This window comes from Microbacterium panaciterrae, from assembly GCF_039541635.1.
Lineage (GTDB): Bacteria > Actinomycetota > Actinomycetes > Actinomycetales > Microbacteriaceae > Microbacterium > Microbacterium panaciterrae.
In genome coordinates this window covers 41,669-59,246 of record NZ_BAABGP010000012.1, presented here as the reverse complement: position 1 = coordinate 59,246, position 17,578 = coordinate 41,669, and the positions used below count along the sequence as shown (strand labels likewise).

Annotated in this window: 18 protein-coding genes; 9 read left to right on the top strand and 9 right to left on the bottom strand. The window is 66.3% G+C overall.

Features of this window, described 5'->3' with window-relative positions; all coding sequences use genetic code 11:
* The first annotated feature begins 5 nt into the window (after nucleotides 1–5).
* The 5 genes from ABD882_RS08980 (at nucleotide 6) to ABD882_RS08960 (ending at nucleotide 5,182) form a co-directional block, all read left to right on the top strand.
* Nucleotides 6–341, top strand: coding sequence for a hypothetical protein (locus ABD882_RS08980; protein ID WP_345186215.1), 336 nt, complete (start codon nucleotides 6–8; stop codon nucleotides 339–341).
* Between the two features lie 257 nt (nucleotides 342–598).
* Nucleotides 599–2,023: a hypothetical protein gene (locus ABD882_RS08975; RefSeq protein WP_345186213.1), complete on the top strand. Its 1,425-nt coding sequence runs from the start codon at nucleotides 599–601 to the stop codon at nucleotides 2,021–2,023.
* Complete coding sequence (locus ABD882_RS08970) at nucleotides 2,020–3,714, top strand: type IV secretory system conjugative DNA transfer family protein (RefSeq protein ID WP_345186211.1); 1,695 nt, start codon at nucleotides 2,020–2,022, stop codon at nucleotides 3,712–3,714. The genes ABD882_RS08975 and ABD882_RS08970 overlap by 4 nt, the downstream gene beginning before the upstream one ends.
* Nucleotides 3,711–4,436 carry a hypothetical protein gene (locus tag ABD882_RS08965; RefSeq protein WP_345186210.1) on the top strand — a complete coding sequence of 242 codons (726 nt, stop codon included), beginning with the start codon at nucleotides 3,711–3,713 and terminating at the stop codon, nucleotides 4,434–4,436. The genes ABD882_RS08970 and ABD882_RS08965 overlap by 4 nt, the downstream gene beginning before the upstream one ends.
* Before the next feature lie 80 nt (nucleotides 4,437–4,516).
* Complete coding sequence (locus tag ABD882_RS08960; RefSeq protein ID WP_345186208.1) at nucleotides 4,517–5,182, top strand: hypothetical protein; 666 nt, start codon at nucleotides 4,517–4,519, stop codon at nucleotides 5,180–5,182.
* An 18-nt stretch (nucleotides 5,183–5,200) separates the two neighbouring features.
* Here the strand turns inward: ABD882_RS08960 and ABD882_RS08955 are convergent, their stop codons facing one another.
* Nucleotides 5,201–6,043, bottom strand: a complete 843-nt coding sequence (locus tag ABD882_RS08955; RefSeq protein ID WP_345186205.1) for a hypothetical protein — start codon at nucleotides 6,041–6,043, stop codon at nucleotides 5,201–5,203.
* Nucleotides 6,044–6,347: 304 nt separating this feature from the next.
* Between ABD882_RS08955 and ABD882_RS08950 the strand changes: the two genes are divergently transcribed.
* Nucleotides 6,348–7,523: an ATP-binding protein gene (locus tag ABD882_RS08950; RefSeq protein ID WP_345186204.1), complete on the top strand. Its 1,176-nt coding sequence runs from the start codon at nucleotides 6,348–6,350 to the stop codon at nucleotides 7,521–7,523.
* Between the two features lie 36 nt (nucleotides 7,524–7,559).
* Here ABD882_RS08950 and ABD882_RS08945 read toward each other — a convergent pair whose 3' ends face one another.
* Genes ABD882_RS08945 through ABD882_RS08930 form a run of 4 tightly spaced genes read right to left on the bottom strand, consistent with a single transcriptional unit; the run spans nucleotide 7,560 to nucleotide 13,627 of the window.
* Nucleotides 7,560–8,585 carry a zeta toxin family protein gene (locus ABD882_RS08945; protein ID WP_345186202.1) on the bottom strand — a complete coding sequence of 342 codons (1,026 nt, stop codon included), beginning with the start codon at nucleotides 8,583–8,585 and terminating at the stop codon, nucleotides 7,560–7,562.
* Nucleotides 8,582–8,833: a hypothetical protein gene (locus tag ABD882_RS08940; protein ID WP_345186200.1), complete on the bottom strand. Its 252-nt coding sequence runs from the start codon at nucleotides 8,831–8,833 to the stop codon at nucleotides 8,582–8,584. The genes ABD882_RS08945 and ABD882_RS08940 overlap by 4 nt, the downstream gene beginning before the upstream one ends.
* A 43-nt stretch (nucleotides 8,834–8,876) precedes the next feature.
* On the bottom strand, nucleotides 8,877–12,917 hold the full coding sequence (gene mobF / locus ABD882_RS08935; RefSeq protein WP_345186198.1) for a MobF family relaxase: 4,041 nt from the start codon (nucleotides 12,915–12,917) through the stop codon (nucleotides 8,877–8,879).
* Nucleotides 12,914–13,627, bottom strand: coding sequence for a relaxase domain-containing protein (locus tag ABD882_RS08930; protein WP_345186196.1), 714 nt, complete (start codon nucleotides 13,625–13,627; stop codon nucleotides 12,914–12,916). The genes mobF and ABD882_RS08930 overlap by 4 nt, the downstream gene beginning before the upstream one ends.
* 589 nt (nucleotides 13,628–14,216) lie before the next feature.
* On the opposite strand from ABD882_RS08930, the gene ABD882_RS08925 reads away from it, so the two are divergent.
* Genes ABD882_RS08925 through ABD882_RS08915 form a run of 3 tightly spaced genes read left to right on the top strand, consistent with a single transcriptional unit; the run spans nucleotide 14,217 to nucleotide 16,204 of the window.
* Complete coding sequence (locus tag ABD882_RS08925; protein ID WP_345186195.1) at nucleotides 14,217–14,630, top strand: hypothetical protein; 414 nt, start codon at nucleotides 14,217–14,219, stop codon at nucleotides 14,628–14,630.
* A 21-nt stretch (nucleotides 14,631–14,651) separates the two neighbouring features.
* Entirely contained in the window at nucleotides 14,652–15,719 is a 1,068-nt protein-coding gene (locus tag ABD882_RS08920; protein ID WP_345186193.1) for a M23 family metallopeptidase, read from the top strand.
* Nucleotides 15,719–16,204: a hypothetical protein gene (locus ABD882_RS08915; RefSeq protein ID WP_345186192.1), complete on the top strand. Its 486-nt coding sequence runs from the start codon at nucleotides 15,719–15,721 to the stop codon at nucleotides 16,202–16,204. Before ABD882_RS08920 ends, ABD882_RS08915 begins: the two co-directional genes overlap by 1 nt.
* Here the strand turns inward: ABD882_RS08915 and ABD882_RS08910 are convergent.
* The 4 genes from ABD882_RS08910 to nrdH form a co-directional block, all read right to left on the bottom strand.
* Nucleotides 16,177–16,512 (bottom strand): ArsR/SmtB family transcription factor, encoded by a 336-nt coding sequence (locus tag ABD882_RS08910; RefSeq protein ID WP_345186190.1) that lies wholly within the window; start codon nucleotides 16,510–16,512, stop codon nucleotides 16,177–16,179. The two genes, ABD882_RS08915 and ABD882_RS08910, sit on opposite strands and share 28 nt — an antisense overlap.
* A complete protein-coding gene (locus tag ABD882_RS08905; RefSeq protein WP_345186189.1) occupies nucleotides 16,499–16,714 on the bottom strand; it encodes a hypothetical protein in 216 nt (71 codons plus the stop codon). The genes ABD882_RS08910 and ABD882_RS08905 overlap by 14 nt, the downstream gene beginning before the upstream one ends.
* Nucleotides 16,715–16,811: 97 nt before the next feature.
* On the bottom strand, nucleotides 16,812–17,204 hold the full coding sequence (locus ABD882_RS08900) for a hypothetical protein (protein WP_345186188.1): 393 nt from the start codon (nucleotides 17,202–17,204) through the stop codon (nucleotides 16,812–16,814).
* Entirely contained in the window at nucleotides 17,186–17,434 is a 249-nt protein-coding gene (nrdH, locus tag ABD882_RS08895; protein ID WP_345186245.1) for a glutaredoxin-like protein NrdH, read from the bottom strand. Before nrdH ends, ABD882_RS08900 begins: the two co-directional genes overlap by 19 nt.
* Between the last annotated feature and the right edge of the window lie 144 nt (nucleotides 17,435–17,578).

The window sequence follows — 17,578 nt, the reverse complement described above, 5'->3', positions numbered from 1 at the left end:
AGACCATGACGAAGAACACGACGACAGTGGTCCTGTACTACCCGAAGGCAGCCTGGGCGGAAACTGACGCCGCTCGAGGAATGGTGACGATCGAAGAGACATGGTCGCTCCGCGAGCCTGTAAATCCCACCTGTCTCGAAAGCCCGGTTATTGGGCGAACTCGCGTCGCCTCTCGCCGCGAGACGTTGCGCCGTCGCGGTGTTGGCCAGCAGCCGGAGGACCTCTTGACTCCCGCTGAGCTCCTCCTCAGCGGGGCTCCTCTCTCGGCGCAACTGATCGGCCAAAATGCCTGGCTCGCCGCGATGGTCCGGCAGATCGAAGAAGCGGGGCGGCGGCCGTGATGGGGGGAACGTCGCAGCTGCGTCGCCGGCAGGACCGTGCATACGCGCAGGCGTTGAAGCGTGCGGAGCGGCGTGATCGACGCAGCAATCGCAGTGCGCTGACCACGGAGGCGGTGGCCTACGCTCGCCGGAACCGTCCGGCTTTCACGAAGCCGAAGCCGTTGATGCCCCGCGGATATTTGGGGGAGTACGGCGGCAAATGGGGTCTGATGCCGCAGCTGGCGACGTGGGTCTCCTCGTCGGTGCAGGTTCCCGGGTTGCATCCGTTCGCGATCGGCTCGGCCCGGCCGGCACTCGGTGTCCCGCTGGGACCGGATCTCACGAACTGGTCGCTGGTGTACTGCGATCCGATCACGTGGTTCCTGGCCGGCTTGATCTCGAACCCGTCGGCGATGGTGTTCGGCATCCCGGGGATGGGGAAGTCGTCGCTCGTGACGAGGTGGATTGCGGGGCTCTGCGATCGCGGTTATCCGCCTCTCGTGTTCGGCGATATCAAGGGGGAGCACTCTCCTCTGATTCGTGAGCTCGGCGGCGACGTGATCGAGATCGCTCCTGGCCTCCATACGATCAACCCCCTCGATCTTGGGGCGCTGCTCGACGCTGCCAAGCGGATCGTTGCTGTCGGTTGGATCCCGGACCCGAATCACCCGGATGGCGGCAAGCCCGGTGAACAGGTGGCTGCGGAGCTGCGTGATCTTGCTCTGCAGCAGGCGTCGACGCTGATCATCGGCCTTGCGCGTCTGGTTCGCGGGGCGGCTCTGGCCGATTTCGAGGAGACGCTGATCGCCGTGGCCACACGGCTCGTACATGATCGAACGGACGCGCCGATCCTCAGCGATCTGATCGACCTGCTCGAGGAAGGTGCGCTGGACGAGGGGACCGCGATCGGGGAGCTGATGGCGGCGTCGGTGTCCTACACGAGGGCCGATTACCGCAAGGCGGTGCGTCGCCTGCTGCAGACGTTGCGGTCGATCGTGCAGGGCCCCATGGGCGTGATCTTCAACGGCCCAACGACTGTTCAGATCCGGGTCGATAACCCTGGCGGTATGTCGGTGGATCTGGCGAAGATGCGCCGCGCGGACAAGAAGGTGCTCGCCGCGGTGATGATCGCGACGTGGGCGCATGGCTTCTCCGCAATCGACGCGCAGTGGGAGCTCGCCATGGCTGGCCTTGCCGAGTTCCGGAACCCCTTCGTCGTCGGCGACGAGCTGTGGAAGCCGATGAGCCTGGCACCGGGCATGGCGGGGCTGATCGACCAGCTGTCGCGCACGAACCGCACAGAGGGCATCGGCCAGGTGTGGGTGACACACTCCCCGAAGGACGCGGAGAAGTTGCCCACGCATGAGGACAGGGAGACGGCCCTGGGCCTGGCGGAGAACGCCGGCATGGTCGTGATGTTCGGGCTGGCGAAGAATGCGGTCGACGCGCTTGATGAGACGACCGTGTCGATGAACGCGGAAGAGCGGCGCTGTGTCGCGTCCTGGCGGAGTCCTCGGTCGTTCCGGGCACGTCGGGCCCCGAACGGGCGCCCCAAGCCTCCGCCTGGTGCGGGAAAGGCGCTGATCAAGGTGCAGGGTGCCACGGGCATCGCGGTTCAGGTCGTCCTCGTCGACGAGGAGATGAGCCTGCACGACACTAACGAGCGGTGGGGCCGACGGGGCCTTCGCCGGAGAGGACGATGATGGCTCATCACTTCATGCGGTACGTGTTGGCTGCCGCGGCGGTCGTGTTCATGTTGTGGATCGGGATCCCACTCGCCGTCCACGTGGGCGCACTGTTCACTCCCACCGGGGTGTGGGACTACCCGTGGACGTTGCCGGAGCTGCTCACGAGAGTGCTGCAGCGGACCCCGATGCCCGCCTCGACCGTGTTCTGCGCGGTCGGGATCCTGGTCATCCTGGCAGCCCTGGTCTGGGGAGTCACATCGGGCAATCTGGGCTGGCAGTCCAATGGTCGCGCGACGATCCTCCGGTTGAAGGTGATCGTGGCGTGGAAGTCGCGGCCGCGGCGATCGCCGTTGACCGCGCGCGCTGCTGAGCCGCTCGGACGCGTCGGCTGGTTCGGGTTCTTCGGGATCCGTTGGTTCACGGACATGCTCGAGGAGACTCGCGTCCTGATCGCCCCGTCCGGCGCCGGAAAGACCGTGCGCCTAGTCGTTCGGCTGATCCTCCGTGCTCGCGGGGCGATCGTGGCGACGTCGACGAAACCGGATGTGCTGCAGCTGACCGCCTGGCTTCGCATGGTGCGCCATCCTTTCGCCCGGGTGATGGTCTTCGACCCGGAGGGCATGGTGCCGTGGATGGGGGAGCGGCGCGTGAAGTGGAACATCGTCGCCGGCTGCCAGGACGGGCAGATGGCGATGAAGCGCGCCGCCGCGATCGTTGCCGCACGGCCCATCGACGGCACACAGTCATCGAACTCAGGATTCTTCACTCAGGCGGTCACCATCGTCCTGCAGTGCATGCTGCACGCGGCCGCGATCGACGGCCGAACGATGCGCGACGTCATGCGCTGGATGGGCGACTTCGAAGACGACACCCCCTACAACATCCTCCGGGAGCGACCCGGGGCGATCCGCCACTGGGAGCAGCTGCTCACGAAGTACTGCCGGGGGAAAGCCGATGAGACGGTGAGCAGCACGGACATGTCAGCCAGCGGCATCCTCAACGCGTTCTCGATCGAAGCGATTCTCGAGGCGGTCTGCCCCGTCGACGACGATCGAGTGATCGATGCGAGCGGTCATCACCGCACCCGCGACAGCCTCTACCTGATCTGCAAGGGGGAAGATTCACCGGCGGCGAGCGTCTTCACCGCGCTGGTCGAGTCCTTGTACCTGATGGCCTCGGATGACATCACCCGCAACGGGCTGTGCGTCCCGCCCCTCGAGCTGGTGCTCGACGAGGCGATGAACGTCTGCTCCATCCCTTCCCTGCCACGAGTGATGTCCACAGGGCGCGGCGAGGGGATCGTTCCGACCGTCATCGCCCAGGACTACCAGCAAGTCGTGGACCGGTACGGAGAGTCAGCCGCCACGACGATCGTGAACAACGCCACGGAGCTGCTCGTCATGGGTGGGCTGAAGGACGCTGACTACCTGCAGAAGATCGCCGTCCTCGCCGGATCCCTGGACCACCTCGGGCGCGGGTTCGCGAAGCAGGTTCTTGCTCCGGAGCGAATTCGCACACTGTGGGACGGGCGCGCCCTCTTCTTCTACCGGAACCAGCCGCCGGCAGTGATCACCCTCGTTCCCTGGTGGCGGAGCAGGCAGAAGAGCGAGTACAAAGCATCCCTCGCCTGGGCGAAGGCCGAGCGCGACCGCTACATCACCGGTGAGCAGTTCACCGGTCGGATCGAGGAGGAGAGGGCGGCATGAGCCACGAAGACGACGAGCCGTACTGGTCGACCACGCCACCGGAAGATCACGGATCGTATCCCGACTGGGCCCGCGGCGTCGAGGATGCGCCGCCGCCAGCCGCTGGTGCGGCGGCCGAGGATCAGGACGTCCTCGAGCAGATCCTCGAGATGCTGACACAGGTCTCCGCTACCCAGCAGTCTCAGCAGCAAGGCTTGAGCGCGCTCAATGAGGCGGTGCAGAATCAGCAGTCCGCGATCGAGGCGCAGCAGAAGGAGATGGACGATCTCCAGGCGTCTCTGTCTGCAGCGCCTGATGGCCCGTTCGCCTGGGCGGAGCTTCGCGGCCTGGAACGGGAGATGCTGTGGCGCCGGCTTTACGACTGGGTGACCTGGCTGGAAGATCGGTACCTGCGGAATCTGTCCGTCTCCCGGCAGGGCATCCCGGCCCTCCATGCGGACTGGTACCAGCACCCCGTCGCTGTGGAGATGCTCACGGCACTGATGGTCGCGCATTTCGCCGCCTACCGCGAGAAAGCGGCACCGCCCTCGTTCGCCCTGGTCGATTGGCATGAGCGGGCGCTCTGGCCGACGCTCGCGCGAATGGAAGCTCTCGGCCTCTTCAAGCGTGAAGACGAGGAGAAGGACTGGGACGGTCCCGAAGTGCGCAACACGCGGCGCGACAGCAGCCGCTTCTATGGGTGGCTCGACGCCGACGTCGAGGCGCATCCAGAGGAGAAGTAGTTGATTTCAGTCGCGATCGACACCCGGCGTGCTTATGAGGATGAGGCAGAGTGATGCGGTGGCTGCGAGGCGCGGGTAGCGTGACGACGATCGCCACGGGGACTGCGCTGGCTGTCGCCGTCACGCTCGTACTCGCCGGATGCGCGCCGCTCTCCACGGCCGACGTCGCGATGGCGACACCGACCACGTCTACGACGACGTCGACGAGCGCCGGCCTGGTCGTTACGGGGAGCGGATGGGATGCGAGCGGCATCCAGGGGACGGTACCTGCGCCGGGAAGTTGCCACTACCGAACCGTGCCCGGCTCGGCCAATGTGCTGCCAGATCCTCGCTGCACGTCCGGCGCCGTCGATCGTGCGGTGACGCAGGACAGCCTCAGCAACACTGTCTGCCGGCGAGGCGGCTACACAGCCGCCGTGCGCCCTCCGCTGAGCCTCACGGCGCCGATGAAGCGGGCACTCATGGCCGCCTACGGCATACCTGCGACGGACGCCACGCGTTATGAGCTCGACCACCTGGTCGAGCTCAGCGCTGGCGGTTCGAGTGACGTCCGAAACCTCTGGCCGGAGCCGAACAGCGACGCGCACCGCTCCACCCGCAACGAGTACGTGCACAACGACAAGGACGAGCTGGAGTCGAGAATGCACGACGCGCTGTGCCGCGGCACGATGAGTCTCACGGCCGTGCAGACCGCGATGGCGGGCGATTGGACCTCGCTCGCAACGCAGGCTCCCGCGCCCGGCTGAACGAGTGGTCGCGTCTTGTCAGAGTCTCGCCTTCGCGGCGCGGTGCTTCTCATAGGCATCCAGGACCAGGGCGATGCTGTTGCGTTCGCTCTGGTGCTGTTCCAGCGGCACGAATAGGTCGAGGGCTTCGTCGTAGGAATCGATCGCATTGCCGAGCAGCCAGATGGCGGAATTTTTCGTCCGGGGCACGTACTCGAGGAATGTCTCGTGGCTTTCCGGGATGTAGTGCAGCGCCCACCGTCCGCGCAGCCCGTTGAGCTCGTCGACGTCGCGACGCCACTGGTACCCGAAGTCTGCGCCACCGACGTCGCGGAGGCCGTCGTCGAATGTGAATGCGCCGCGACGATGGCGGCCTTCGGCTGTGAAGTCCTCGTGACGGAGGACCTGGCACCATCGGGGGGAGATGTCGCGGTCGGCGCATTCCTCGTGGAAGCGCTCCGCCTCGGCGCGCTCGACGAGCTTGAGCCTGGCCCGGTCGGCGTCGGCGAGATAGTCGTTCACCCACTGGGAGACCTTCGCCTCCTCGGCGGTGAACGCTTCTGTCCGGTCCTCGCAGTCGCGCCGCCAGGCCTCCTGGGCGGCGATCCTTCTCTTCAAATGGCGGATCTCTTTCGTGATCGGCAACATCTTGTCGCCGACGGCGGCAGTCAGCTTCGCGATTGGGTTGCGCCCGGCGCGGTCGTCATGTCGTGCCTGCAGCTCCCGGCCCTCTTCCCCCTCAGCGCGAGCGAGCTGGTCCTGGAGCCGCCGAATTTCCGCAGTGGTGTCTTCCGCGCCCTCGAAGGCGACCTGGCGGGCCCGTGACAGCTGGTCCAAATACTTCGGGTAGGCGACGTGTTCAGGCTCGTCCAGATCAGGCACGAACGGATCGACCCCCGTGAACACTCGGACGCGGGCGATCGCGTCCGAGTAGCCCTCGTCATACCCCTCTTTGCGGGCCCTGTTCAGATCACTTGTCGAAGCCATCAGCCATTCCCCCCGGATCGGTGCTGGCCACAACCCTAACCGTCACCTCCGACAGACGTACCGCCGCCGTCGCGCAGGACAACCCGTTCAAGTGCGTCAGCGGCTCGTCGTGAGGGCCAGCCCTTGCATCGGGGCTCGATTCTCTACAGATAGAAGGAGATAATAGAGATCTGTTTATCTGGGATTATCTGGAGGTCTGATGGCGCAGCCGAGCCCGTACACGCCAGGGGAGATCTCGCGCGGCGTTCCTGGTCGCGGGGACCTCATAGCCGAGTTCGAGGAGCGCCTGTCGCTTCTCGTGGACCTGCAACGACTCGTTGGACGGATCCATGTGGCGCATGGCGAGCGGGGGATCGGGAAGACGTCGCTCTTGCGCGCCTACCAGCGGATCGCGGAGCGGCGTGACGTTCTGTGCATCTGGGTGACCGCCGGGGAGAGGACCGGTCTGATCGCTCAGCTCCTTCGGGAGATCCGCCGGGAGACGACGACATGGCCGCGCTCCGCGGCAGCATCGGTAGGCAAGCTGCTCGACTCCCTCACGGTCACGGTCGGAGTTCCCGGTGTTGCGTCTGTGACGAAGTCTGGCGGTGCCGCCGAGGAACGTGCCGACCTCGAGGCGCGGGAGCTGGAAGAGGTGCTGCGCGCGGTGTTGAAGAACCGGGACCGGGTTCCTGCTCTGATCCTGTTCGTCGACGAGATCCAGACGGCGGATGCGGATGGGATTCGCACGCTCGCTTACGCCTGGCAGCATCTTCAGGCCGAAGGCCCGGATCTGCCGGCGGCGGTCTTCGCAGCGGGTCTGTCGAACGCTCCGGAGCACATCTCTGGGGCGGTGACGTTCTCTGAGCGGTTCGCGTATCGGCCGCTTGAGATGCTGAGCACGGGTGCCCAGGTGTCCGCGCTGACCGAACCGGCGCTTGCGCTCGGCGTGTCGTGGACGCCGAGCGCGCTGTCGACGGCGGCGGAGCTCGCGGCCGGCTACCCGTACGCGCTGCAGCTGGTGGGGGACAGCGCGTGGGCGGCCGCGGGCCGACCGGATCCGGGCGGCGTCGTGTTGGACGAGCATGTCGACCGGGCTCGACGTCTTGTGGACCGTGACATGGGTGCTCTGTTCGCCGCCCGGTGGTCGAGCACCACGCCGTCCGAGAAGGCGTTCCTCGGGGCGTTGGCATGGCTGCAGGAGGGGGAGTCCGGGGTGGAGCGAAGCGCTCTTGCTGGCGCGCGGGGTGTTTCGACGACGGGGATCTCCACTGTCAGGTCTCAGCTCCTGGAGAAGGGGTTGATCCAGACGGAGGGGCGTGGCCGGGTCCGGATCACCCCGATCCCTGGCTTTGTCGAATTCATCCGGGACCAGGGCGAGAATCCGCACGGTTGAGCGGGACGGGCTGTGATGCCCGTGGGGCGGGAGCGTTCAGAGCTGTGGGCCGTGCCGACGGATCGAGGCGTCGGCGGGCGGATCGACTGTTGGCGTGGCCGGGTCTGCGTGGCGGCTTCCTGACGCGGCGCTGGCAGATCGTGCTGCCCGGTCGGCCGTGCGGCGGATCTCGGCGTTCAGGTCTGCGAGGTTCTGCAGGTGAGGTCCAGCCGGGGCGGTCTGGCCGTGCAAGCGGGTCAGCTGGCCAGCATAGGTGTCGAGTGCTCGCACCGCGAATGCGGTTTCGGGTGCGTGGGGTAGTTCACGCTGAAGGTAGGTGACGACGTCCCGGCGCCGTAGTTCCCATTCGAGGCGTTCCGCGTGCGATGGCGGAGTGCTGTGTAGGTCACGGAGCACGTCGGCAGCGGCCGAGAGCGGCGCCGGCCGGGTCTGGTCGAAGAGCGTGGTGCCGTCGCGGGTGACCACGGTGATCCTGTCGATCTGGGAGGCGTCCGCGGCAGCGTCGAGCGTCGCGGGGGTGCCCTGGACGCCGGCCAGATGGGCGGCGGGATCAGTCCAGCGCGCGGTGAGGCCAGCTTCGTGGTCGAGCTGAAACCTCTCGATGGAGGAGAGTTGGCTTTCCCAGGGCGGGACGGCGATGGCGACCAGGTGCGTGCGGTAGCCGGCGTCGTGGAAGCGGGCGGCGGTGTTGAGGGTGACCTCGGGGCGTCGGAAGGTTCCTTCGACGAGCACGTTGTAGTGGTGTTCCTGAGCGTGCTCGAGGGCGAGTTCCACCCAGCGTGCGGATGCGGCCGCGGTGGCGGCGGGCATGGCGAGAGGGTCTTCCCGGATCAGTCGTCTGTAGTCGGGGTGGTAGGCGCGGAGGTCGTCCCCGATGATTGCGGTCACCGGGGTGCCGTTGTTGAGTCTGAGGGCCCGATCCCGGCCGTGGGTTTTGCCGGCCCCGGGTTGTCCGCCGAGCCCGATCCAGAGGGGCTCGTCGACGGGGCGGGAGCGGGCGAAGAGTTCAGGGGCGATCAGGTCGTGGAAGCGGGCGCGGATCCACGCCGCGTCCTCGGTCATGCGGCGTTGAGCTTGTCGAATTCGGCGCGGAGCTCGTCGGTGGTGCGCTGGATCGCGGCTCGGTCGTCGGCGTCGACGGCGTTGACGAGGTCGGCGATCGCGAGGCGCTGCTGCCGATAGCTGTCGGCATTCTCAGGGTGCTGGTCCTGCAGGGCGACGAGAGTGCCGCGGACGCGTGTGGCGGCTTCGTGCATGATGTCGTAGAGCACGACGGTGGGGATGCGCGTTGCGCTGCTGGTGAGCGTCATGGCGTGTTCCTTCCGTTGGGTGTGAGTGTACGCCGCGCCTCGGTCATTGGCTCGGGCCGCGGTTCTGTCGGGCGGGTGCGGGCAGGTCCGGGAGCGTGGCCGGCTCGGGTGTCTTCTCGCGGCGACGGGCGGCCTCTTCAGAGGCGCGGCGGGCGGCTTCCGCCGCGGCGGCATGGTCGGTCGCGGCCGATGTGCTCTCGGAGGCGGACGCTGCGAGGTCGATGGTGCGCTTGCGCAGGTCGTCCAGTTTCTTGGCGAGCTGATCCCGGGGCGAGGGATCGATGGCAGCAGCGGCGCGCTCTGCGTCTGCTTGTGGCCGTTTCTGGTCGATGAGGCGGGCGAGGTCTTCGGCCTTGTTCAGTTGTGCGGTGAGGTCGACCGTGCGGTCGTTTCCGCGGGCGGCGCGCAGCGCGGTGGACTTGTGCAGTGCGGTGACGCGCGCGGCTAGGGTCTGGCCGACCTCGCCGTTGCGCAGACGTTCCGGGATGGCCGTGGCGTCGTCGGCAGGGACCTTGTGCTTCGCGCGGAACAGGTCGATCTCCGCGGCGAGGCGCATCCACCGCTTGAGGTGCTTGTTGGTGGCGGGGATGGGGCCGAGCTGGCCCGTCCAGGAGGGGAGCTCGATGGTGAGCTCGATGCCGCGTTGCGTCATCCGCTGGTCGATGTAATCGGCGCGCTCGCGCAGGTGCTCGCGCCACGTGTCCGGGATGTCCGGGTGCTGCTGGGCGTCGCGGTCGACAGCCCATTCGTATCGTCCGGTGTCGGCGCCGAGCTCCGGCAGGGGCGGCAGCTTGCCTTCCTCCTGGAGGTTTTCGAGGCGCTTCTCGATGCGCCACGACATGACGGCGCCAATGTCTTCGGCGTCGCCGAAGTCGCGTTCTGTCCAAGTTTGGGTAAGCAGGTCGGCGGGTCTCAGCCCGTACTTCTCGGCCCGGGCGAGGCCTGCGGATGCGGCGCCCCATCCGTCCGAGGCGGTGAGGACTTCGGCTCCGTCTAGCAGGACGCGGGACGCGAGGGCCGTGAACCGGGCTTCGTTGGCGAGTCCGGCGATGTCCGCGTGCTCGTCGACCAGGCGTGCCAGGTTCAGGTCCTGGGTGCTCTCAAGGTCGATGACTTCGTGGGCGGAGAGGTTGGTGTCGACGTTGCGGGCGATCTGCTCGAGGACTTCGTCGGGATGCTGGCCGGGTTCGGTCTCGACGTAGAGGACGTTGTTGGTGACGCCTCTGGTGGCGAGCACGTAGGCGCTGGACCGGGGTGTTTGCGCGGTGACGATGCCGCGGGAGACGCCATCGACGAACTGTCCAAGGGAGTTGTTGCCGCCGACGGTGTTGCCTTGCTCTTGGTGGGCGGTGAACGCGTATCCGAGGTGCGTGTGCGTGCGTACGTAGTCGGCGGGGAGGTTGATGGTGCCGCCGTGGCGGGTGTGCGCGACGGTGAGGGAGCCGTCGGAGTGGACGGCGTGGACGATGTAGATGTCGCCGTTGTCGACGGAGTCGCGGCCTTGGTTCATGGTGAGGTCGCGACGGTTGAGGCGGGTCATGATGCGATCGCCGATGTGCGCCTGGTGTCCATCGTTGAGGTCGGCTCCGGGGCCCGGGAGGACTCGGCCGTCGGCGACGGCGAGGGCTTGGGCGCGTCCGTTGAGTTCGTCGACGTAGGCGCGGGTGGGGGCTCCCATGATGGCCTCACGTCCGGCGGTGAGGTCGGCGATGTAGTCGTTGAAGAGGATCTCGGCGATACGTTCCTTGCTGCCGGCTATGATGCGCTGGTGGTCCTTGTACCAGGCGAAGGGGTCAACGCTGGGGGAGGATTCGCGTAGCACGAGGGAGGCGTCTCTCTCGTGCTTGTCACTGAATCGGTAGACGTTTTCGAGTTCGACGGCGCCGACTTCTTGGCGAAGGAGTCGGAAGGCTCCGCCGGCGCCGACGGCGGTGATCTGGGCGTGGTCTCCGACGAGACGAACGAACCCGCCTGCGTCGATGACGAGGGTTGTGACCTGGTCGAGGTGAGTGGTGGAGGCCATTGCGGCTTCGTCGACGACGACGACGTCACCGGGTTTGACCTGGTAGCGGGCGCTGACGGCGCAGCCTTTGGCGGCGGCGGCGTTGTGGTGGGCCTGCAGGAATCCGTCGATGGTGAACGCGGGCACGTGCACTTCGTCTTGGAAGACTTTCGCGGCGTGCTTGGAGGGGGCGAGTCCCACCATCCGCTGCCCTTCCAGACGGAGGGCGTGGGCGGCGAGGCGGAGAGAGCGGCTGGTCTTGCCGGCGCCGGCGGGGCCGACGCCGACAACGATGCGGGTGCGGTTGGTGACGATTTCCCGGGCGAGACGGACCTGGGCGGTGTCCTTGTTCGGCTGCGCCGCGAGGGCGATGGCGAAGGTCTGGGCGGTGACTGGGGCGGGCTGTTCGGCGGGGGTGCGTGCGGCGTGCAGGAGGCGGGCTTCGGCTTCGAGGACGCGGGTAGAGGTGTAGAGGGTGCGCCCCTTGGATGTGTAGACGGATTCGTCGTCGCTGGCTCGGGTGAGGGGTTGGAAGCGTCCGTGGATGTGCTCGGGGGTGACGCGGATGGAGTCGAGCTGCAGGGTGGTTCGCAGCAGGAATCGTTCGAGTTGCTGCTGTTCGACGACCTGTTTCCGGTCGCCGTCGGTGATCGCGAATCGGCGGTGCCGGTGCTGCGAAAGGTATCGTTCGATCTCGGCTTTGACGTGGTTCTCACCCCAGGTGGAGCGGGAGCTTTCGACGTTCGCCATGATCTCGGCGGCGGCGGTGTGCGCGTCGATCGGTTCGCGCAGGGGGTCGATGAGGGCGCGGAGCTTGGAAGTGTTTCGCGGGGTGCGGAGCTGGTCGACGAGGCTGCCGAGTCCGCGGGAGCGGGCTTCCTGGTCGACGTCGGTGCGCAGTTGGGTGACCGTGCGAGCGGTCTCTTTCTTCTGCCTGGTTTGCTGCCAGGCCTGTTCGCTGATCTTGCGGCGGGCGATGTGGTCGGGGGTGCGTCCGTGTTCTTGGATGTACTCCTTCACGAGCTCGTCGGTGGCGGGGATGATGCCCTTGCTGCGCTTGGAGAAGAGTTCTCCGAGGCGAGGATCGACGGTGTCGAGCTCGAGGACCGGGGGTTTGCCGTCGGTGACCGTGCGAAGGGTGGAGCGGTATCCGAGTTGGTCGAGTTCGTCGAAGAGGTTCTTGTTGTAGCTCTCGCTGAGGTACACGGTGTTGCGCAGCAGCGCCCGGGAGTCCAGCGATCGCCATTTGCCGTCGCTGCCTTGGACCTTGGCGGAGATGACGACGTGGTCGTGCAGGTGCGGGTCGCCGGCGCGGGACTCGTAGTGGCGGAATCGGGTGGCGATGACTCCGCCTTCGACGTCGATCTGGCGGACGCCGTTGACGCCGGCGCGGGTGGCGAGGACCTCGTCTTCCAGGCGCTGCAAGGTGCGAGCGATCGCGCGCTCGTGGGCTCCTTCGATGGCGCGTGCGGTCTTCTTGTCGCCCAGTGCCCACGCGAGGGAGACGCTCTTGGGTACGGAGAAGGTGTGGTCGATCCCGGCCATGGCGTGCTGGGCGGGCTTGAGCGCGTTGGTGACGTACTTGGCCAGTTCCTCGTTGTCCAGGGGTTGGCGTCCGTGGACGTCACGGAACACAATCGCGCCCTCGCGCATCCGGATCTGACGGTGCTCGTCACGGTCGGGACGGTGTCCGTGGAGCCGCTCGAACTCGGTCCTGGCCTTGTCGATGGCCTTCCGCAGCGTGGTGTCTTTGACGTCGTAGGTGTAGTAGCTGCGGCCAAGCCTGATGGCCTTCTCGATGTCTTCGGGGCGAGCGCCTGCGGTACCCATCTGTGAAGTGATGGCATCCGCGTCGGGGTGCAGTCCTTCTCCGTAGAGAGCACGCATCTGCGCTTCGGTGACTTCTCCCCGCATGCCGAGGAGCTCGGCACCGCGGCCCATCCAGACCCCGGGAGGGTTCCCGTCGACGGTGTAGTAGTCGGTGACCGCCGTGCCCGGGCGTCGTTGGACGTCGGCTGTGGCGACGGACTCTGTGTAGTAGCGGTATCCGTCGCCGGCGGACATGACGTTTGTGGTCATCATGTTGTGACCGCCTGATCACGGACCGAGGGTAGACCGCGGAAGGGTTCCAGGATGTGCTTGCTGGCGAGGGCGAGCTCCCAGCGAGCCACCTGGTCGCGTGAATCGTGCCGGTGCTGGAATCGCAGTCCGGTGCGTTCCTCGATGGCCGCGATGAGCTGTCTGGTGTGGTGCTCGCTTGCGGCCTCGATGCTGCCGGTTAGCAGGTCCTCGTCCAGCGGCCCCCACCGGCCGTCGTCGCCGAGGGCGAGGTTCAGGATCACGATGTGGTCGTGCAGATCGGGGGCCCCGTTGTAGGCCTGCCCGTGCTGGAATCGAACACCGATGAGCCCGTTGCGGAGCCCGATCTGTCGCACTCCGCCGGGTCCGCGGAGGGTTGCTGCAGCGTTCTGCTGGAGGTAGCCGAGGGTGTGCTGGGCGGCGACTCCGCCGGTGCTCTCAAGCGTCTGCTCGAGCTGCCCGTCATCGGTGAGGGTCCAGATGGCGTTGACGCTTAATGGTGTCGCGCAGACCATGTCGAACGCAGCGATTGCGGACTGCGTGACGTCGTGAAAGGTGGGCAGGTACTCCGAGAGTTCGACGTCGGTGACGAACCCGTTGACGCCGAGATCCGCTGTGCCGTTGCCCACCCAGTGGCCGATCGAGCGCCCGATCTCGGGTGAGGAGCAGGTGATCGCGGGCTGGTGCTGTCGCGTCGCGTGCAGGCTCAGCACGGCTGGCTCGTTCGCAGTTTGCTCCACAGGTTCATATCGGCACTATACCTCGTTCATTACAAATGCCAGAGGTGCGTCGTTCTTCTGTCCTGGTTTTCGAGCGATACGGAGTGAGCTTGAAAACGTCGCTGTTCAAGCGACGAAGGATGGAAGAACGGACATGGCACGACGAAGTCTTGTGTCAGCGAGCGGTTTCGGAGACCTGCGTGCAGGTCGACGAAGCACGATCGCTCAGGAGGTACCCCGAATTGGTGGTTCGACGTCGAACCACCAAGAGGGTCCTTCAGCCCTCCGCTTGGGCCGGTAACCGAAAGGCCCGCAGCTTGATCGAGGGGGTACGGGGGATCCTTCCCCCGCGGCACGCGATGCGCCGGCTCTCATCGTGGTGCGTGGTCGGCAAGACGCCAGCTCAGCGTCGGTGGCCGTTAGCTCGCGGGCGTTGGAGGGGGGTGCGGGGGATCCTTCACCCGCGGCTGGCGCTGGGCCGCTCGACGGGTTGTCAACGCCTCGCGCTCTAGCGGTGGCCGTTAGTCGTTTTGCTCGCCAGGTGCATACTGGTGGTACGTGAGTTTGGGAGTGAGGAGTGGTGATGGTGAACACGACGAAGCAGATCAGCGCAAGGGCGCGAGCTCGTGCGGCGAGCTCGCACTTCTACGAGCTGGAGAAGCAGCGCGAGGAAGTTCAGGGGCGCTACTTCGATTCCATGGATGCCGTCGACAAGATCTACACGCAGCGTGACCGCGCGATCGCGGCGGCAGCCGACCGCGCCGAGCTCGCCGCATCAGGCGCGCGCGAGGACGCAGATGCAGCGATCCGTGATCTGCTGCAGCTCAACGTCTCTCGGCAGGAGATCGCGCAGCGCCTCGACTGCACGCTGATGGACGTGCGTCGTGCGATCGACGCTGGCACCGGCGGCCCGGGCCGCGCGGGGACGCCGAGTGATGCGGCGGCCCACCGTGAGGGTTCGGAGCCAGCCGACGTGCCGGCTCCGGCGCTGCAGTAGAGCAGCGGAAGGGACACTCCGATGAAGGTGGCAGCCGGCGCAGTTGCAGGGTTCTTCGTTCTGCTCTTCGCCCTGGTGGTGGTTGTCGGGTCAGGCGGCGCCGCCGCGTGCGGCTCAGGTGGCGCGGTGAACGTGCAGGCCATCCCGAAGGACGCGACGAGCGGCTCATGGGATGCCGATCAGATGATCAACGCCGGCCACATCATGAACGCCGCCACCGCGATGAACCTGCCGATGCGCGCCGAGCAGATCGGGGTGATGACGGCGATCGGCGAGTCGACCCTGGTGAACATCGGATACGGCGACTGGGAGACCGGCGGCGTGCGAAACCCTGATGGGACTCCCACATCGAGCATCGGCTTGTTCCAGCAACAGGACTGGTGGGGGAGCACTGCGGACCGGATGGATCCGGAGAAGTCGGCGACGCTTTTCTTCAAGCGGTTGGTCGATGTGAGCGGCTGGGAGCAGATGGATCCCTCGCATGCCGCCAACGCTGTGCAGATTAACAGCGATCCGAACCACTACACGAAGTACTGGGACGATGCGGTGAAGCTCACGGACGAGCTGAGCCGGAAGTATGGCGACACCGGGGCCGCGACCTCATGCACGACGGGCGCGGCGGCGTACCCGCTCAAGCAGCCTTTCATCATGAGCGACGGCTTCGGGCCGCGCACGGCACCGACGGAGGGCGCCTCGAGCTGGCATCCTGCGGTCGACCTGGTCGGACACTGCGGCGACCCGATCTACTCGATCCTCCCCGGCAAGGTCGTCCGCTCTGATCGCCTGTACCTTTCGATCGAGTCTCCGGACGGTTTCCTCGTCGAGTATCTGCATTCGCACAAGTCGGATCGCGCGGTGAACGTGGGTGATGAGGTGCAGCGCGGGCAGGAGATCTCGAAGGTCGGCGACGAGGCGCCGGCGACCGGATGCCATCTGGATCTGAGGATCGACACGACCAACAACAAGAACCCGGATGTGGCGAAGCTGCCGACATATCCCGAGGCCCCGGGGTATGTAAACCCGGAGGAGTTCATGAAGATCTTCGGCGTCGACCTGTGCCCGGCGGCGTGGTGCACGAGGAACTACTGATGGACACCAGCGAGCTCGAACGCTTCTTCCAGAAGGTTCGCAAGGGACCTCGACCGGATGACTGCTGGCTGTGGGTCGGCGCCATCGGTGACGACGGCTACGGTCGCTTCTCGATTCGCCGAGACGGACGTGAGCGGATGGTGCGTCCGCAGCGGCTGCTCTACGAGCACCTCACCGGGCGCACGCTCACGCCCAAGGTCGATCTGCTGCACGACTGCGACGTGCCGATCTGCGTGCATGTCTCGATCGGGGAGGATTCGCACCTGTTCGAGGGCGACGACCGGATGAACATGCGTGATCGCGAGCAGAAGGGCCGTGCCGGGAGGCGTGGAGTTCTGCGTCGCGGGTTGTCGCGCAAGCAGCATGCGATCCGTTCCCGTGCGCTGCGCCAGGTGGTGTTGACGATCGGGTGGGATCGCGATGCGATTTCCGCAGTCCTCAGCGGCAATGCGCCGAGTCAGCCACGGCTGTTTGATTGGCCATAGCCGAACAGGGTGGCTTGCAGTTCCCAGAGGGCCGTCTGGATCCGCTCACGGTCGGCGCGCCAGTAGATGACGCCGCCCGTTCCGCGCGGATGGGTTGCCCGCCGCTCGATGAGGAACCCTGCGCGGGTGAGCGCTTCAAGGTTTTTGCCGATGCCGGTGCGGGTGATGTTGAGGGCGTGGACGAGATCGAGGGCTGTGACCTCGCCGTGCGCGAGCACCAGACGGAGGATCGCGATCCGGACCGGAGAGGCGCCGAGGAGAATCTCGGGTGCGCTGCGCTCATCTGCAACTTCATCAGAACCTGGCACGTCTGGGCCTCTCATCCTCGACAACGTCATACAACGGTAGGCCGAAAGCGGCGGCCCCGTGCATCACTGCACGGGGCCGCGCTGTTGCCGTCGGTGCGCGAAGGCTGAACGGGCTGTTGACGGGACAGCCGGTGCCTTCGTCGATCGCGCCGCTGAAGTAGATCCGGTTGGCCCAGATGCCGCCGATGTCGGCATCGAGCATGTCGGGAAGGGGAGGAGCTGCGCGACGGCCTCGACGGGGGCGTCGTGGGCATTGTCGGTGAGGATCGTCGTGGGCCTATTGCTGGCGATGGTGTTCGTCAGGCTGCGTGGACCGTGGTCGTGGGGTGCTGCGCTTCGGCATCCTGGCGGCGGATCTCGTCGGCGAGGCCGGCCCGCCGGTGGGCGAAAGTCTGCAGCAGGATGTCGTTGTGGTGGGCGGCCATGTACCAGTGGTCGCGGTCCTGCTCGGCTTGGGAGAGTTCGGCCTTCAGCCGTGCGATCTCGGCGCGCATGAACGTGTCGGCCGCACAGGATCCGTGGTGGAAGGCCCCGCAGTGCTCGTGGCGCGCTTCTTCCTCGGCTTGCGCCTGGCGCCTCTGCTCGCGGAGCTCCGCCGCGATGGTTGCTTCGGCCTCGTCGGCGGTCATCCGGGGGATCCGGTACGCCTCGCCCCAGGGCATGGGCCGGACGGTCATGTCGACGGCCAGCACGCACGCTCCGCGACCAGTTCCGAGATCTTGTCCGGCCGGAAGCCGCCCCAGTGGTCCTCGTCAGTGACAACGACGGGCGCCTGGAGGTATCCGAGAGACTTCACGAGTTCGAGGGCTGCGGGATCCTCAGTGATATCGATCACGTCGTAGTCGATGCCTTTCGCGTCCATTGCGCGGTAGGTGGCGTTGCACTGAACGCAACCGGGCTTCGTATAAACCTTGACCATGATCTTCTACCTTTCCGCATGATGTTTCCGATATCTCTATTGTACTCCGATTGTCGCTATAAACCTAGAATTGTTTTAGTTCTATTCTTGCCCGGCATAGGTTTTTTCAAACGTGAGCGCAGGGGTTGCTGGGCGACGAGCGGGCTG

Coding starts and splice junctions, on each gene's coding strand:
- ABD882_RS08980 (WP_345186215.1), top strand. CDS start 6: ATGACGAAGAACACGACGACAGTGGTCCTGTACTACCCGAAGGCAGCC.
- ABD882_RS08970 (WP_345186211.1), top strand. CDS start 2,020: ATGATGGCTCATCACTTCATGCGGTACGTGTTGGCTGCCGCGGCGGTC.
- ABD882_RS08965 (WP_345186210.1), top strand. CDS start 3,711: ATGAGCCACGAAGACGACGAGCCGTACTGGTCGACCACGCCACCGGAA.
- ABD882_RS08950 (WP_345186204.1), top strand. CDS start 6,348: ATGGCGCAGCCGAGCCCGTACACGCCAGGGGAGATCTCGCGCGGCGTT.
- ABD882_RS08945 (WP_345186202.1), bottom strand. CDS start 8,585: ATGACCGAGGACGCGGCGTGGATCCGCGCCCGCTTCCACGACCTGATC.
- ABD882_RS08940 (WP_345186200.1), bottom strand. CDS start 8,833: ATGACGCTCACCAGCAGCGCAACGCGCATCCCCACCGTCGTGCTCTAC.
- mobF (WP_345186198.1), bottom strand. CDS start 12,917: ATGATGACCACAAACGTCATGTCCGCCGGCGACGGATACCGCTACTAC.
- ABD882_RS08925 (WP_345186195.1), top strand. CDS start 14,217: ATGGTGAACACGACGAAGCAGATCAGCGCAAGGGCGCGAGCTCGTGCG.
- ABD882_RS08920 (WP_345186193.1), top strand. CDS start 14,652: ATGAAGGTGGCAGCCGGCGCAGTTGCAGGGTTCTTCGTTCTGCTCTTC.
- ABD882_RS08915 (WP_345186192.1), top strand. CDS start 15,719: ATGGACACCAGCGAGCTCGAACGCTTCTTCCAGAAGGTTCGCAAGGGA.
- ABD882_RS08905 (WP_345186189.1), bottom strand. CDS start 16,714: ATGCTCGATGCCGACATCGGCGGCATCTGGGCCAACCGGATCTACTTC.